Genomic DNA, 16,482 nt, shown 5'->3' with positions numbered 1-16,482 from the left:
CAGAATTACGCCAGGGTTAGGCGCTTTTCTGGGCGTACATTGCCCGCTCCACATCTATCGCTCGCCAAGCGTAGGTCTGTCCGTCACGATCAAGCCAACGAGCCGTTTCGCCCTGCTCATTTAGCGAAGAAGCAGTCCCTTGAAGCTGCTCGCAATACTTCTGGTACAGAGAATAATTGCCCTTGGCACCACTGATGTATCCGCCGCTCAACGCAAACCCCAAGCTCGGATTGTTTTCAACGATCACGGAATCGATCACGCCGCATTTGTCTGGCGCGATGAACGCCGCGAGCTTCGATGCAAACGCGAATTGGAGCTGAGGTAGCGCACAAAGCGTTTTGACTCCCTTTCCGAACTGTCCCGCATCAATCTCGTCAACTGCGCAGCGTATGACGGCCACTGCCTCACCAGGTTGAAAATCTACCAGTCCACGAATCTTTTGACGTCGCCCTTTACGGACGTAATCACGACCATCAACTGCCAAAGTGGTTTTTGCTAACGCACGGTTCGCCTTTACAATACCTGCGGCTCCGCTGTAGTGACCCCAGTAAAGCACGCTGAGGTAGCCCAAAAGAGCTTTCTCATCCTGCTTAGAACGGAGAAGCGTGCGATGGTACTCATCGAGTTTCATGGTTGTGGGAAAGCTAACAAAAGCTCTTGTCCCTTCTTCCATCGCGAGACCTACGCATGGGTATGCGTAGCTGTCTCGACCACGTTTAAAATCCATAACGAGCACCAGACAAATCAAATCGCCATTATCGGACAGCCGCGTGTGGTTTCACAACTGATCCGACATAAAATCCGGATGGAGATTCATCACTAATCAATCAAGCGTACCAGGCTTTAATGAAAACATATTTATGCATGCAGCTTTCACACGAACTCGGTACTCATCCTCACCAATTCCCCCTCTTTCCATTTCTAGCCTAGCGTCCTCCATATATTTATAAGCAGCGCTGACTGATTCAAAAAAAAGCGCGGATTTCACAGACTTACCCATCTGTGCAATTTCTTTAAACGCGAGATGAATATAAGGATCCAAAGATTCAAGTAACTTATGCCCCGTCCATTGCTGAACCTGCTGTTTGAGCGTCATGGGATCTATTAATGCTCTTTTGAAAGCATCTTGATTCTCATAATCATATCTCATTATTAGCATCTTTAGTTTTTCGGTAATAAACCGGTGGCGGAACAAATGAGCATGGGCTTGACCGGTGATACCTGCCTTAGTTTTGATATCGTTGATATCATTCTTGAGTGTATCAACGCTAATCGGCGCACCCGTATATTGATTAATGAAAAGAAAACCATGATCAAACCCAACACCTAAATTTCCCGTGACGATATTTCGTCTAGTCGTGTCAATGTAGTCAATCCACTGAGAGACTATTACCTTGGGAACCGGCACAAGACGTGTGTGGTTGTCTCCCCTTTTTAGCGTCCCAACCCTAATCGACACCTCCGTATCGCCCTTCCTATAGGCCTCCACGATATCAGGCACCAACATACAAGATGCCTCGTCAATTCTTGCACCAGTGTGCTCAAGCACAGATAAGAGCGTGGAGTACCGGCGACTAAGACTGCGAGTGAATTTTGGAAGTATGCTCTTCAGCGCTTTGATATCGTCATCACTTACTGGATATCTAGCTTTGTGAGTAGCTGATGAAGGGTCTGGAAAACAGGGATGATACCAAGAAATTCCAAATCCCCGATTACGAATAATTTCATGGTCGCCCGGCTCAATGCGAAAACCTTTGATTATTCCATTTTTTCCGACCAACATTTCATATCCAAAATGCTCCCCTACGAACGCCAAGAAGTCCAATGCGCGAGATCCAATAGCCCTTATGGTTTCGTTATTTCTTCGAATTGAACCTTTTTCATTTCGAGCAACGCCTAACGACAGTATAAATTGCTCAAAGCGAGTATTTGTGATTTCTAAAAAACTGATACGATTGTAAAATACATATCTAACCAACTCACTCAGAGCAAAAGCATACTGACTGGCCGATCCTCCTTTATTTCGCATTGAGAGTGCTTTACTCATCAGGCCATGTACAAAATAAGCATTCGCCTCGTAACACAGCGTGCCATCGGGAAAGTGCATGCAAGGTAGGCCGCTTGCATCTTTTACTAATAATGTGGCGTCTATATAGACACCTGTAGCAATGCGCGTGCCTTTTGGAAGATTACTATGGAGCTTTGCCCATTTTCTCATCATCTTTACTCCGACCGTACAGAACAAGCATATCAATATCCTTAGATTCTTTTTCCCAATAGTGTCGGCGACTCACGATGCTTTCATTCAGCGCAAGGTCCTTAGCTAGTACTTTTAACTTGCTGATCACTACAACCAACTGCTGATAACATGTATTCTGCTCTTGAATTTGCAACTTCAGTTCATTGATTTGAGCCACGTAGTTTCTTCTCGAACTAATTTTACGCGAGGATTCCTTTTTTTTAGTGCCTTCTATCGCGGACCTGGCTCTGGCACGGAGAGCATTTACGCCATGAAACCCCACTCCCACTGTCGTAGACATCAGTTTTTTAAACGTATTTAGCGAGCAGCCATAAATCTCAAGCTCCGAGCAAGTGAACTCTGCGAGGCTTCTTTGAGTGGCTAACATTAACGTCCATTTGGGATCCTCCAAATAGCTGCCGGGCTTATCGATTATTTCATAAAGCAAAGTTACTACGTTGGCGGCACTTTGCCTGGACGCGCCTTTCACAAGCCCTCCTCCCCTATCCTGATAACAATTTTATAGGTGTCGATCGTTTCTCCTTGTGCATTTGTATATGAAAAGAAATCTGGCCGAAGATCGATAACTTTCGTTTCAATAAGCTGCAAAGCATTTCGGTACAGAAAAGACTGCGCCTCAATATCTGCATCACTTAAGCTGAGAGTGACTATTCCTTCAGAAGCCAAGCCCTGATAATCTTCTTTTATTTCATTCAACGTCTTAAGTGTGATGTTCTCCACGCTGAATTTTTTTAATAGATGAGCTTTTACTAATCCTAGGTTTTCAATATCATGTCGATCACTAACAATGAAATTTGTGATAACTTCTGCCTTTGCCGAACGAATGATTACCCCTGACATTGGCTCCGTAAGATAATCGAATATATGGCGAGGATCTGAATGCCCCGAGAGCAATTGTAGATTTTCTAGGCTAGCAGAAGCGGAACCATAAAAAAACGCCAACAGTGAAAACCTGCGCAACTGGTGTTGCCGGATATAGTATCTTGACGGAACACCATTCAAATTGATGACAGGGGTTTGAACGTAATCGCAAAGCGTATCAAGACAACGATTGTAACTGATCGGGATTAGAGGACGCGCTTCCAGAGATCTCGCGATTGACAAAATTAGCGGACCATCTTCGCCAATTACGCCAAGTTTCTCACAGCCATCACGAAACTCAATAAACTGCCAGATTATCTTGGCCATTGCCAAGGTAATACCGGCAGTGTTGCTTTCTCTCTCTTCTCGCGTGCCAGTTTTCGCAACTTTATAGTAGAGGCAATAACTTACATTCGCGTTTTCAGGCAGATAAGGATTCTTGAAAGGTAATAGGCATGTTTCTTTCTCAAGGAGCATGATTTCGGACTGTCTCCTTGCAGCTAAGCTTCCGATAATCACGAGCATTGCACCAACGAGAGTGTGATAGCACTCATTCAAACCTTTACCACTCCTTAATTGCGCATAAAGCTCTGGATTATTGCGGAGCTGCCTTATCGACCAGGTTGTCACACCCAACTGACGAAGCTCAGGAGTAATAAATCGAGTCGTGGCCTCTCCAATCTGATCCATTTTCATATACTGACGAAATATGAGACGTTGCCCCCACCCTAAGACATCTAGCATGCATTTGAAAATTGGTTGAGCGTATTGGAAAAAAAAATCAAAGGAGTCGCCCAGCAAATCAAGAGTGACGGACTCAGGGAGTGTAACAAATCTTCCGCGGCTCTTTTGCACAACTTGCGCATACAAATTTTTTGCGTTTATGCCATTAACTTTAGTTGCTGCAATCACACCATCGCAGTAATTAGCATCTACAATTGCTATTTTTTTAATCATCCTGACATAGGCCCGAAAAGTAGTTATTTCAATTCCCCTAGCTGTCGGCGCTGTTACTGGAATGGCCGGATATTCCCGGAGAAAATACGCAGAGGAACAGAGTTCTACAGGCGGAGTAACGACAAGATTTGCGCCATGCAAAGTATCCTTATACTCCAACGATACGAAATATTTGCTGTTGAAACGTATGGAGTCATATACCTTGACGTACCAACCCTGCTTGATCATAAGTGTTCGTGCGCAGACCACTTCAAAATCATTAAGATCAGTTATTCTTTCTGCCATCGGTGGGACATTATGGATGCCCTCCCAAATAACGGCTGCATTCATAAAATCTTCTTCGGTAAGACTGCTAAACTGCTTTCTTAACCAGTTCGCTAGCCGATTAGGGTAGTCATATAGATAAGTTGAAATCGGCGGCGAAGTGTTCTTTATCAAATAACTTTTGATGTTATCTGTGGTGACTTGGCTGAGTCCAAACTCTCCGATATTGAATATTTCGTCATTCATGAGCAGCCAATCAAAAAATTGCAAGACCAGCATTACTTGCTGAACTTCATATGTGGGTTTCTTCCGAGTTCCACCGTTGTACCTTGGATGCACTTGGACACAGATGAAAGTTTTAATCCACTTAAGAAGTTTGTGGTTTACGCAATCGGTCAACAGTGATCCGTTAGAAAGACTCACATTGAAATCAATTATTTTTCGATAGTCAGTACCCCTATGGGCGCCAAAATTACACGGCCAAATATTATCCAGGAAATTTGCGCCATCTTCGATCCACGGAGGAGTGTCAATGCTTGCCTCCCCAGTAATACCCATATTTATAATTTTTCGTATAGCTAATCGACGCTCCCCTAATGGAAGTACCTTCGTCTGCTCAAGAAGCACTTTAAGCTGCTCGACATCTACTTCAAAATTGGCGTTATTGGGTCCATCTTTGTTCATGAACGATTCACTCCTAATGGCGTAAGTTACCCGACTCGTTATTTACGCTCACCATGAAAAGATCTGGCTCACTGAGAAAGAAAGGCCTCAAATTTCGAACCTAACTGATGGGAATACTTCGCCTCCCGAAAAATTTTGCTCGCCTCATCTGAAATACCATCTATTTTTCCCTCACTACTTAACCCTATCGATATATCTATAAACTTAGCGGTTTGATACCATGTCTCTGCGTCTTCAGTAATAGTCAACCCTCCAGCCCTGAGCTTATCAACGACATGACTCATTGTTATTAGTACCGTGCAAACCTCAGTGGAGATTGGGACGATGATTTTCTCTGTCGATTCTTGTTGTGTTTCAAAACTATCTGGCAACCCATAAGTTCCGACCCGGAGGAATTTTGGCAACGGTTTGAGTCCGTGATTTTTGAAAAAAACATCAGCTTCCTCCATACTCGAAAGGCTCAAAGCCTCAAGCATGCAATCTCTACCGCGTACCGCCTCGAAGGTTAATGCCGTTTGATAGATGCGCACCCATCGATGCATAAAAAACATCCTTATCTGTTCTGGAAGATACTGCTTCAGCAAATCTTTTTTGTATTTTGCATGCCCTAATGCAGCGGACATCATATGAACCCTACCAGTAAGAAGGTACACTTTAAGCGCTCCAGTTTTACGCACACTTGAGAGGGTTATCCTTTTGATCATGGATGTATCCTGATGATTTTCAGAAAACTCCTTCATCAAATTTTTATAAAACTTCGATGATCGATAAATCAAAGAGTTGATTGGGGCTATCAATTGAACGCGAGCAGGCTCACTGACGCGATCCGCCGCAATTAAGAGATACCTGTAGTCATCATTGTCCTTAGCTTGCATGTATTCTCTTGCTTGCTTCGTCAACATAAGTATTTCTTGAAAAAGCTGTTGCGCAAATGGTGTGAGCACTATCGCCTGCTCTCTGCGCGCTCTTCCTTTAACGCTAACTGCCCTTCTTCCGTTATCTTGCAGTCCATATAGGTTTCCTTCCTTATCGTATAACTTGAAGTTGAGAAGCCATGACGGAGTGATCTCAAGATGTTCACTGACAAGCAGGTAATAAAATGGCAGCAATGTGGAAGCCGTTAAAAGAGCCATTTCCTTGGGTAATCCACGGTGATCACCATATAACGCGTAACGAGATTTTCCATCTAACACGTAGTAGTTATTAACCTGCCAAGTAGCACAGCGATTTTCAAACACACAACGCTCCCTGCGCGTACTGGTGGCATTGGAGACTACACCACTAGCTGCTGCCGTAATTCTCCCCTGGTAAGCAGCAAGTATTTCAATACGAGTTGCACGACAAACACTAATAACATTGTCATAATCGCCAACGATATCTGCGAAAAGTTTCGTTGCCACTTTTTCGTCAGCTAACCAAAGTGGCATAGGCGTTAGCAATCTGACGTACTTATCTGGTAGCGCGGCTCTGAGGTTACCTTTTACTAAAACGTTTGCAGCTCGGCCTTTGCAGATGTCGTAAAGCGGCTCGGCGATGATTTCCCATGCTACGAAAAAATCCTTAATGACAACACACACTGTAGCCCACCACTTTTCGAAATTTCTTATGTCAGCCGACCTTTTATTTTTCGCCAAATATTCAATCAAATACATTCCACGCATCTCTTCGAAAAAATTGTTTACCTCAAGAGGAATTTGTAAAAGTGCATATGATTCATGTGTGGGCAAAACATCGCAAACGTGATCTAGAACGCTTAAAATAATCCTATTTTTTTGCGCGAACGTTTCAGATATTTTGGTTCTAGCGTATTTAGCTATTTTCTGATGATAAAAAACAGCCATGGGAGCGCCGAATACGTTATGAACTTTAATCAAATTGAGCTGATGAACTTTTCCGTCTGAAGATCGAACGGGCCACCCGCTGTAATATCTAATCAACCCCTCCGACCTCTCAGACTTATTGTATATAGCTATGCAGTTTTCATTTTCATGCTGAGAGTTGTTAATATGGAAGTACTTAGCTTTTAGCCCCATATATGGAAGCAAGTTACATATAGCCAACAGGTAAGATCTAATGCAGTTTGCGTTAGCATCCGTACAGGAAAGAAGAAACCCCTTAAATCCTCGTACAAGGTAATCGGAAAAGCCGTTTTCAATCTCAACTCCGATGATGGTTAGATACGCACAGTAAAGTCTGCATGAAACATTATACCTAGACTTAAAAGACTGATTTTTTCCATTCATAAGGGCTACAATACGAACGACAAAAACCTCATGTTTTTTTGCCAATGGAAAGTTTGTAATCCACCGAGTAGATATCATAGCGAACCCTTTTTTTAAAAGCGGCTGTATTTACAAATCATTGATTCTCGTTGAGAGCAATCTTTTGCTTGCAAATGAACTTCGAAGTATTCCTGAAGGAAAGAAAAAACCCTCTATTACGTCACGTATGAAAATCCAATTTAATTCGATGCAGTGAGGAGGCAAGCCTGCCTTCTGCGTTTGCAGCAAAGAAGCGCGCTTCAGGTCGCCGATAAACATTCCACTCCTAGCTGGAGATAGCTTGATTCTTCGCAAATCACGGCAAGTCGTCAGCCGACTCAACCCACTAATAATTGCCGATATTAGCGCGACATTAGTCTTAATCTCATAAGAATTTAGATTTTTTGCATACGGAACAATCAGGCTATGAATATAACTTGTTGATGGCTCTCCGAAACTACGATCTATTTCTATGAGATCAATAAAGAATTCTTCATTGTCACGACTAACAACTTTGTGTCCGCTATATCGCTCTAAAAGCTTTGTTGCAGGACCGGCTCGGGAATAGGCGCTTATACATACATCCATACTCATCTTCTGAACTTCTTTAAAACCATTAGCTTCAAGCAATCCTAGCTTTTCAAAAACAGCCCATACTTGCTGAAGTATTTCATAAGCAAAATGCTTAGAGATGTCCGTATCTGTCGCCATATACCCAACGAACGCTGCCATTAGCATAGTGTTCGGAAGATCCGACTCCGCCTGATCTATGACAGTGAAAAACGAATCGAATATATGTATAGCTTGGATACAGCGAACTTGGGCAATCTTATCACAATAAATTTTACCGATAAGTTCAGTGCAAAAATTTAAGTCCAGCTTTCGCATTGGGACACTCAGAATGTGTTCGTACGAGAGCATGCAACCTCCTCATCGTGTGCTCAATAGATGCACCTATGATTACCTTGTCTCACATCGAGTTAACGAACGTTTTTCACTTCTTCTACTTCAGGCACACTTTGCTTGTGTTAGAAGAGACCAACTTCTGAATGTCGTCAATATTTTTTTTCGAATCGACTTTTCCAACCACAAGAGCAATCAAAAACCTAAACCTCTTGAGATGTCAGCATCAAAAACATTTTTGATAATTGTTCTTTTATTATATATATCGCGTCTTCGCTCATCTCATGCCTGAGTGCAAATAACTTTATGTCCGTGCAGCAATTTTTTTCGCTTATACTAAAATTCAACCTAAAAAATGAGATTACTAGTTTTGTGCTCCTGAGCGATAATTTTGCATGGCGGGGGATGTGAATGAATGATTTATGATTAAGGTTAGAAGCTTTTTAGGCGACGAATGGTAGTAGAGCGCCTATTGAAAAGGCGGGTTTTTAGTCGACAAATTAGGCACTAGTGAGTCTCGTGCCCCCGTCAGACAAACTCGTTTGATTACTAACCGCGATAGCTTCTATCGCGAATTGCATCCAGGGGGCGGTGCGGTCAAGGCCTATGACATCGTGCACTCAGTCGTTAATTTGGGGACATGCGCACAATTTTTAAAAACAACCACTTTCTATAAGTGAGTCTGGCGTGAGCGCACAGGCTGTTACGTATATTGCGGACGTCGATAGGTGATATGCCTGACTTTTGTTTCATTCTTTTCGTGGGGCGCCCTACATTGGCCCCATCTTTTCTGGATTCGGAGCTTCCTGTGAAAAACGTTTTTGGTCTGAATGTAATATTTTCTGCGTTTACCTTACCGGTAGCCCGTACATCTTATGAGGATGAAGGCACCTTTAACCCATCGCCATCTGACGTCAGTCGTGCACGCATGCTACGCCGAACCATAAAAAGAACGGATCGTGACCTGGATGATCGCAAAGCAAACTGAGGGCTGATTGGCGAAAGCGCCAGGCTCTCTATGCATACGCCAAGCCCGCGGAGTACACCTCTTTACCGCGGACACATCTAGTACTGCTCCATACTCGTTAATGCTAATACCCGGCGTTGATGGAATTACGCTACGGGCTAAAGAGACGGTTCTCATTTCCCTGGTCAAGAGTCACCATTCCTGAGCTAGGCTGTCTGGCAATGAACTTTGCCCGCAACCTCTCATAAGCGCTCACAAATGGACGACACACCTCGTATTCCAACAGTTATTGATGAGTCGTCCGAGGACACCGTCACTAGGGAGTCACTATACGAACAGGCTTGGTCAACGCCGATGACCAAGATCGCGGAACGCTATGGAGTGTCCTCAAGCTACTTGGCGCGCGTTTTCACCCATCTGAATATTCCCCGCCCTGCTGTCGGCTACTGGGCGCAGGTAGCCGTTGGAAAGCGTAAAGCTAGTCCGCCTCTTCCGGAGGTCCAGCCAGGTGCTCTCATTGCCTGGAGTAGGAACGGCGCGCCTGAACAGATCTCACGGTCACTTCCAAAGGCTCCTTACAAAAACCGCGACAAATCGTCCACGCGCGTTGCGGTGCTTCCCCGGAGACATCCATTACTGGTGGGTATCGAAGAGCACTTCAAGAAAGCCCACGTAACCGATGAAGGCTATCTCCGCCCCTCCAAGCGATCTATGGCAGATCTGTTAGTCAGTAGCTCTGGCATAAGCCATGCGGTCGATTTTGCGAACCAGTTGTACTTGGCTCTCATGGGAAAGGGCTTCGCGGTTGCGCTTTCCGATCCAACCACGCATATGGGACGCGCTTCCGTAGATCACCGAGAGCAAGAATCTAAGAGGTACGTTCACCCTGCCCTATGGCGCCCACAGCGCCCGACCATCGTTTACATCGGGACTGTCGTCTTTGGCCTGTCCATCTATGAGATCAGCGAATACGTACACGTTAAACGGCCAGACAAAAAATACGTCCGGGTGACGGAGCTGCCGGTTACCAAACGACGGTCCGATTACCGAGATGGCTGGATGGCGAGTGCGGATATGCCGACTGGCAGGCTTTGCTTGCAGGTGTATTCGCCATACTACGGCGTGGACTGGATTCAACGCTGGACCGAGACCAAGCCTGGTGATCTGCTCATCAAAATTCCAAGCATCGTGAAGTCACTGAAAGCCGAAGCTCCCATTCTCGCCGGTAAGGTTGAGATCGAGCGAGTGCGGAGCGAACAGGAACGACATCTGCATGAGTTGCAGATGGAGGAATGGAGACGTAAGGAAGCTGAGAAGCGTCGGCTGAAGGCGATTCAGGACAGCCGAGATAGCCTTGAAGCGGTCATCCAGACCTGGGCGAAGGTAAACAGCATTCGTTCTTTCTTTGACGACATAGCGCGCAGCGCCGACCGTCTTGGGCCTGAACAGCGACAAAGCGTCTTAGATCGGTTGGATAAAGCGAAGGATCTGATCGGTGATTTGGACGCGCTCAAGCATTTTGAGGGTTGGAATCCACCGGAAACTTAAGTCGGACCGAGCTTTTCACACGCGCCTCCTGGCTAATCGGCGTAGACGAAATCTCAATCCGAAAGGCGATGGTCTTGCGGTCTATAGTCACTCTATAGTCACTCTATAATCGCCTATAAAACTAATTCGGACAGTTGTGCATCGGATGACTTCGACCGGTCCTTCCATATTAGCCGTCCAGCCAAAACACCTTAGCAAACGAAGCAAGCCATGCACCTCGCGGTATGATGGCTCCTCGCGAAATTCTGCTGCGGAGTTATTGATGAACCTGAGCGTTTTGTATGCGTTGGCCGCTGCCGCGTTATTTGGTGCCAGCACGCCGCTTGCCAAGTTGCTTGGTCTCAACATTCCTCCGGTATTACTCGCAGGCCTCCTTTACTTGGGCAGCGGTCTGGGTCTGACAGTTGTTCGTTTTGTGCGTGACCATGGCTGGAAACCGGCCGGCCTATCATCATCTGAATGGCCTTGGCTTCTCGGGGCAATCGCATTCGGGGGTGTGCTTGGGCCGATTGCACTCATGTTTGGATTAACCAGGACGTCCGGTGTAACAGCTTCTCTGATGCTCAACTTGGAAGCTGTGCTCACTGCTTTATTGGCTTGGGTCGTGTTTAAGGAAAACGCTGATCGGCGCATTGTGGTCGGAATGGTGGCCATCATTGCAGGTGGTGCGGTCTTGGCATGGCCACAGGAAACCACTCAAGCTCATGACTGGCTGGGGCCCATAGCGGTCTCGCTGGCCTGTTTGTGCTGGGCCATCGATAACAACCTGACGCGGAAGGTGTCGGCGTCAGATGCTCTTTTTGTGGCTGGCTTCAAAGGTTTGGTTTCGGGGCTGGTCAACTGTTCGTTAGCGCTACTGCTGGGAGCTTGTATTCCCGAATTGGCGGTGCTTGGCCCGACACTGGTTCTTGGTTTTCTCGGCTATGGCGTTAGCTTGGTGCTCTTCGTCCTTGCCCTAAGAGGCCTTGGATCCGCGCGTACAGGAGCATATTTTTCCACGGCACCATTCTTGGGTGCGGCCATAGCAATCTTGGTTCTGGGCGAACCCGTGTCGCTCTCGTTCTGGGCAGCAGCTGTGTTGATGGGGATCGGGGTGTGGCTCCACCTTACCGAAACGCACGCGCATGAGCATCAGCACGTGCCGATGACGCATTGGCATCGTCACATTCACGATGAGCACCATCAACATGAACATTCGTTTGACTGGAGTGGGACCGGAGCCCACAGCCATGTTCATGAACATGTGCAGATCCGGCATAGCCATCCACACTTTCCGGATATCCATCACAGGCACACCCATTAGATGAGTGGTGGAAGCATGCTGTGATTACAGCGAGCCTTGAGTGAAGTGGCTGCTGGCAGAATGAAAGTTTCGCTCCGCCCACCCTACCTCGCCGTAACCGCGCGCTACTGAAGTTCAGAATGCATTGGCAGCTGCCGGCCAGGGTCGGCATGCCAAGGTGAGACCTAGACTCCAGTGACCGGAGAAGGTCACACCACTCACATGATGCGTCTTAGCAGTGGAAAGTTAAGGCGGCGGCTGGCCATATGGTCAGCGGAGCCCCCCTAAACTATTGATGTCGCCGCAATACTCCGATTAGCTGTGTCAGCAGTTGAACGCTTCCGCCTCTTCATGGACGACTTCGAAGCCACCTTGCGAGTTGTATTTCAGAAAGGCGCGAAGATCGATCTGAGAGCCAGTATCACCTCTTAAGTCAAAAAAACCACGATTCGCAAAACGGCGGTACAGCAGGCTCTGTCCAGTCTTTTCCAAATAGGAATCCAGCTCCAATTTGCGAATAAACAACGCGTTGTTGCGGTAAGACCCTGATGAAAACGCAATGAGTGAACCTGATTCATCCAGCCATCCGCGCTGCTGGTCCCAGATAAGACCGAGTCCCTTAACAATATCTTGGCACGGCACATCCAAGCTGGGTTGGTCAGTCTCAGATGTAAACTCGTATTCCCATTCGTTCCCTCTGCTAAGCGTCACTGTGGTGCGCGCTAACCCATCAGAATGGGTGTTGGTAGTGCCTTCTTCTACCAACTGATCAAAAGCAGTGCCGTCCGGGTACTCCCCTATAAAGCTTCGATAACAGCTTGCTCGATCGGAAAATGCGCGATCGAGTCGATCGTAAGGTCTTTTTCCGAACACTTCTTCACTGGCAAGCACCGACGTGTAAAAGACATCAAAGCCGAAATGAGGAGTTGCCCATGCATCTTCCTCATCCGTTCTATCGTTAGCGCTTGCGCTACGATCCAGAGCTATCCACGTTACGCCATTCGCATCAGTACAAGATAAGCTCGCCTCGTGCGTTGCGAAGTCATCAGTCGTCACCCATTTCTTGGTGTCACCTTCTCGGGATGGAAACTCGTACTCGCGCCGGCGCAAGATACCGTCGGGATAGGTCTTGTCGACAATCACATCTCTCATGTCAGTTAAATCACGCTTACGCACCTCAACTGACCAGTAATGTTCGGGTCCCGGCACAGTGCCTTGATATGACGCACAAGGTGGAACGTGATCTGAAAGGACACCGAGCAACCTATGGAGTGAGATCCAGTAGTATTTTTTACCGAGTCGTTCGGCATAGGCTGCGCGCGCACGACCGGAACCGAATTCACTGTTCAGGGCCCGGTCATAGTTCAGTGCCCCGTCCATGTAGCCCGGAAATCCTAGCCGCAAGGTCTCGGTCATGATCCAGCAAGCGATGTTTTCCTTCGTTACCGAAGCAGCTTTGAGATCGAACCCTGAGACCTTGCCCTCAACCTGATACCGCCAAAAATCAGGTCCGATGTTAGAGCCCCAAAGCTTCATGTCCGAAGGAATGTGCTCCAGCTCAAGAAGTGGCTTGGCATCCTCCAGCGTTGGCCACGTCTCGATGGCTGGGCTTTTGCTTGGAAAGCGCCGCAGTCTCTCTTCTAATGGCTCGTCGATATTGTGATTTTTGAGTAACACGGCGAGCATCCGAATTGAATCTCGAATGATCACGTTAGTCCGATCATATCCGTGCGACGCCAGTAATCTGAGAGCAGGAATGAAGGCGGAACGCTGCTCACGCGCAATTAAGCAGGCGCTGTATATGGCTTCAGTCACGCTTTCAAGAATGTAATCATCGTCACACGCCAAGAAATTTCTGGCTAAGTCGGTTGCGAGAGGGGCATCGGCCACTATCAGACGTACTAAGCCTTTCGTTGCCCGGTCTCGAACTCGGCGGTCCGCGCAAGACGTCAGCCAGCCCAGTATAACGGTAGCTAAACGTCTGCTTTCAGATGGCCAACGCATGATGTCAGCGGTCAGAGAGGCATTCAGCAAGGACTTGACCGCTCCATTTTTGTCGTAAGACCTGAATGCTGCACGCGATAGGTAAACGTCCCTGTTCACCAAGGGCTGGCGAAGCAGGAAGTTGTCCAGCCATTGCTCTGCGTTGAGGCTGTGATTGGGCACCAAACTGACTTTTATGAAGACCTCATACAAATCCTCCCAAAGCCCAGGTACGTTCAGAGCCTCTAAGATTTCATCCTCCAAGCTGTTATTTTCAAAGCTTTTGCGAGAGCGCCACGACAACCCGTGAACGAACAATCGATTCGCTAGCTCGATCTCCAACCCAAGATCGGGATTTACAATTTCGATTCCCGTTTTTTCGGGAAGGACTGCGGCGAGTACCTCTAACAGTCCCTTATCTTCCGGCGGCAATGAAACCAGCTTGGCGCCTAGTTTTTTTGCATCGAGGTTGCCGGAGTCATCCATACAGACATCGATCAACGCGGTCGTACGGAGGACATCGCCGTATCGCTCATATCCAAGCCTGACAGTCCACGTGTCTTCTGGACCTTCAGTAAGGATGACTAGGCCTTCGCGTTGAAGCTCACGAATGAAAACCTCAGGCGTGAGTTCCGGCCCCACTACATCGCGCAAGCCAGTAGCGCAAGATTCCCAGAGCCTATCGCTTGCTGATGCACTCGTGAGTTTTTGCGCCAGACTGAGCATCGATAGACGAACCAAGTTTTTCGGACTTGCAAAGCCGAGGCGTTCTTTCACCGCGGTGTTGCTGTGTTTGAGGTGCCGCTCAAGCAAAGCAGAAAAGCCCGGTAAGGAAACGTCGAGGGTTGTACTGCCCTCTTCTTTCAAAGTTTTACAAGCCAAGTGAAGGAACAACGGATTGCTCAATTCCTCCGAAAAAAGAGGAGTGATTTCCGAGTCCAGACCGTAGAAAGCGGCAAAAGCTTGAAGTGCCTCTACGCCTTGCCCGTTGAATCCACGGTGCTCAAATGCATAGCCTGGAAACCTGGAATCGGTGACCAAGTCTTTATAGGTATCACGTGTTGATACGCAAATTTTTACCCCGGCATATGGCTTACATTGCTGAATCAGCTCTGGAAGCTTGGCCTTCCACCGGGCGTCACTCCTACTTTCATTAAGCGCATCAATGAAGATTACGAAGGGTAGGCCCGAGTGCTCGGCGGATGCGCTCAGACATTGAAACAGTGCATCACGCCCAATCTGACCACTGAAGCCAAGCTTGCTTCGGATAATTTCCCATGGCTCGCCACCGCCGAAATCATCCCCAAATACGACGAGAGACATTCCGCCTTCTGCGAAACGACGATACGCAGCGCTCACTATCGCGTGAGTTTTTCCAACACCCGCTGGGCCGAGGAGCAGCAGCGAGTTGCCCCCTGCAACGTTCATTTTGGGAGAGGTCAGGACCTCATTGATTGATTCGGCTAGCCGGCAAAGCTCTCTTGCCGAGTCCATCGAACCAGCAGGAAACGCACACATGTATTCAGCACTGAATTGCCGAAAGCTCGGGGTATCTTTGTCTGGACCGTGCTGCTGAAAAAATGCAGCTTCTTGGCTTTCCCTTGCCGTAAGCAAAATGGGTTGTAACTGAGTGAGCGTTTTCAACCCTTGGGCGACTGATCGCTCGGGCCTATCTTCCTCCCGAACCAGGACCAGTAGCGTCGACAACTGCTGGAGTAGGCTTTCTGCTTCTGCTTTTTTATCGTCGTTGAGCAGGCTAAATATGTCGTCCGTGCGTCTGCGGAGTGATCTTAGTTCGCTCAGGATTGGCGAAAATGCTTGGCGTCTCCAGTCCGAGAAATCGGCGGTGCCACCAAAATAATCCAAGATGTCGTGGGCGTCGGTCACAACGTCCAATTGGCCCGTGTACCGTGGACCAGCAAATTCTCGGGCTTGATCCAAGCATTGCTGAACCTGCAAAGGAGTGAGTACAGAATCGTCAAACCAGTAGCGACGAATCCCTCCATGCGTATCCAGACGCTGGAGTTGTTCACGCATAACTGTAGCGCTGCACAACGTGATTTTGAGGCCTTTGCCCTCAGCTTGGGTACGCTCTTCTAGCTCCTTTTTCCACTCTTCAAACCGTTCAACCTCACCCTGCCCGCGCTTGCCCCCCGCGACTCTCCCGGTTAGGTCAAATGGAATGTAGATCCAGTATTCCGTCAGGGTCGGATGGTTCGAGCGAGCGGCTATGACCGACTTAGTTATTTGTCCAAGCTCTTTGGACCCCAGCTGAAAAAAATACTTCGCCTGTATTCCTAAGACGGCCCCGTTTGGCGTCCGAAAATAGGCCTCTACACCACCGTCTCCGCCATCACCCCGCAAGCTGTAAAAGCTGGAACCCTCGGGAGCATCGCAACTGAAGCGAAAAAGCTGCACGGCTAATGCCTCGAAGCTGTCGTTTTTACTCTTTGGGGCGCTACGAATAATGGTGAAGTCGATGGTTGGCATACCTGCCGCTCCGTTTAAGAAT

9 protein-coding genes are annotated in these 16,482 nt (G+C 47.5%); 2 read left to right on the top strand and 7 right to left on the bottom strand.

Features of this window, described 5'->3' with window-relative positions; translation table 11 throughout:
• Positions 1 to 16 precede the first annotated feature (16 nt).
• The 6 genes from PMI37_RS06200 to PMI37_RS06175 all read right to left on the bottom strand — a co-directional run bounded on the left by PMI37_RS06200 (position 17) and on the right by PMI37_RS06175 (position 8,208).
• Positions 17 to 727, bottom strand: a complete 711-nt coding sequence (locus PMI37_RS06200; protein WP_045123014.1) for a hypothetical protein — start codon at positions 725 to 727, stop codon at positions 17 to 19.
• A gap of 96 nt (positions 728 to 823) precedes the next feature.
• The gene (locus PMI37_RS31170; RefSeq protein ID WP_157173075.1) at positions 824 to 2,218 is read right to left on the bottom strand and encodes a tyrosine-type recombinase/integrase; all 1,395 of its coding nucleotides are present in this window, start codon (positions 2,216 to 2,218) and stop codon (positions 824 to 826) included.
• Positions 2,193 to 2,729, bottom strand: coding sequence for a hypothetical protein (locus tag PMI37_RS30915; RefSeq protein WP_008079100.1), 537 nt, complete (start codon positions 2,727 to 2,729; stop codon positions 2,193 to 2,195). The genes PMI37_RS31170 and PMI37_RS30915 overlap by 26 nt, the downstream gene beginning before the upstream one ends.
• The gene (locus tag PMI37_RS06185) at positions 2,726 to 5,026 is read right to left on the bottom strand and encodes a hypothetical protein (RefSeq protein ID WP_008079096.1); all 2,301 of its coding nucleotides are present in this window, start codon (positions 5,024 to 5,026) and stop codon (positions 2,726 to 2,728) included. The genes PMI37_RS30915 and PMI37_RS06185 overlap by 4 nt, the downstream gene beginning before the upstream one ends.
• 68 nt (positions 5,027 to 5,094) lie before the next feature.
• Entirely contained in the window at positions 5,095 to 6,867 is a 1,773-nt protein-coding gene (locus tag PMI37_RS06180; RefSeq protein ID WP_157173074.1) for a hypothetical protein, read from the bottom strand.
• Between the two features lie 510 nt (positions 6,868 to 7,377).
• Positions 7,378 to 8,208, bottom strand: a complete 831-nt coding sequence (locus tag PMI37_RS06175; RefSeq protein WP_008079094.1) for a hypothetical protein — start codon at positions 8,206 to 8,208, stop codon at positions 7,378 to 7,380.
• A 1,207-nt stretch (positions 8,209 to 9,415) separates the two neighbouring features.
• Between PMI37_RS06175 and PMI37_RS06170 the strand changes: the two genes are divergently transcribed.
• On the top strand, positions 9,416 to 10,705 hold the full coding sequence (locus PMI37_RS06170) for a hypothetical protein (RefSeq protein ID WP_045123011.1): 1,290 nt from the start codon (positions 9,416 to 9,418) through the stop codon (positions 10,703 to 10,705).
• A 262-nt stretch (positions 10,706 to 10,967) separates the two neighbouring features.
• Positions 10,968 to 12,008 (top strand): DMT family transporter, encoded by a 1,041-nt coding sequence (locus tag PMI37_RS06165; protein ID WP_008079092.1) that lies wholly within the window; start codon positions 10,968 to 10,970, stop codon positions 12,006 to 12,008.
• Between the two features lie 303 nt (positions 12,009 to 12,311).
• Here PMI37_RS06165 and PMI37_RS06160 read toward each other — a convergent pair whose 3' ends face one another.
• Positions 12,312 to 16,460, bottom strand: coding sequence for an ATP-binding protein (locus PMI37_RS06160; RefSeq protein WP_008079090.1), 4,149 nt, complete (start codon positions 16,458 to 16,460; stop codon positions 12,312 to 12,314).
• Positions 16,461 to 16,482 lie beyond the last annotated feature (22 nt).

This window comes from Pseudomonas sp. GM80, assembly GCF_000282515.1.
Lineage (GTDB): Bacteria > Pseudomonadota > Gammaproteobacteria > Pseudomonadales > Pseudomonadaceae > Aquipseudomonas.
The sequence above is the reverse complement of the archived record's forward strand: the minus strand, read 5'-3'. Positions and strand labels throughout refer to the sequence as shown.

Excerpts from the sequence above, each read along its gene's own strand:
- PMI37_RS06200 (WP_045123014.1), bottom strand. The coding sequence starts at position 727 with ATGGATTTTAAACGTGGTCGAGACAGCTACGCATACCCATGCGTAGGT.
- PMI37_RS31170 (WP_157173075.1), bottom strand. The coding sequence starts at position 2,218 with ATGAGAAAATGGGCAAAGCTCCATAGTAATCTTCCAAAAGGCACGCGC.
- PMI37_RS06185 (WP_008079096.1), bottom strand. The coding sequence starts at position 5,026 with ATGAACAAAGATGGACCCAATAACGCCAATTTTGAAGTAGATGTCGAG.
- PMI37_RS06180 (WP_157173074.1), bottom strand. The coding sequence starts at position 6,867 with ATGGCTGTTTTTTATCATCAGAAAATAGCTAAATACGCTAGAACCAAA.
- PMI37_RS06175 (WP_008079094.1), bottom strand. The coding sequence starts at position 8,208 with ATGCTCTCGTACGAACACATTCTGAGTGTCCCAATGCGAAAGCTGGAC.
- PMI37_RS06170 (WP_045123011.1), top strand. The coding sequence starts at position 9,416 with ATGGACGACACACCTCGTATTCCAACAGTTATTGATGAGTCGTCCGAG.
- PMI37_RS06165 (WP_008079092.1), top strand. The coding sequence starts at position 10,968 with ATGAACCTGAGCGTTTTGTATGCGTTGGCCGCTGCCGCGTTATTTGGT.
- PMI37_RS06160 (WP_008079090.1), bottom strand. The coding sequence starts at position 16,460 with ATGCCAACCATCGACTTCACCATTATTCGTAGCGCCCCAAAGAGTAAA.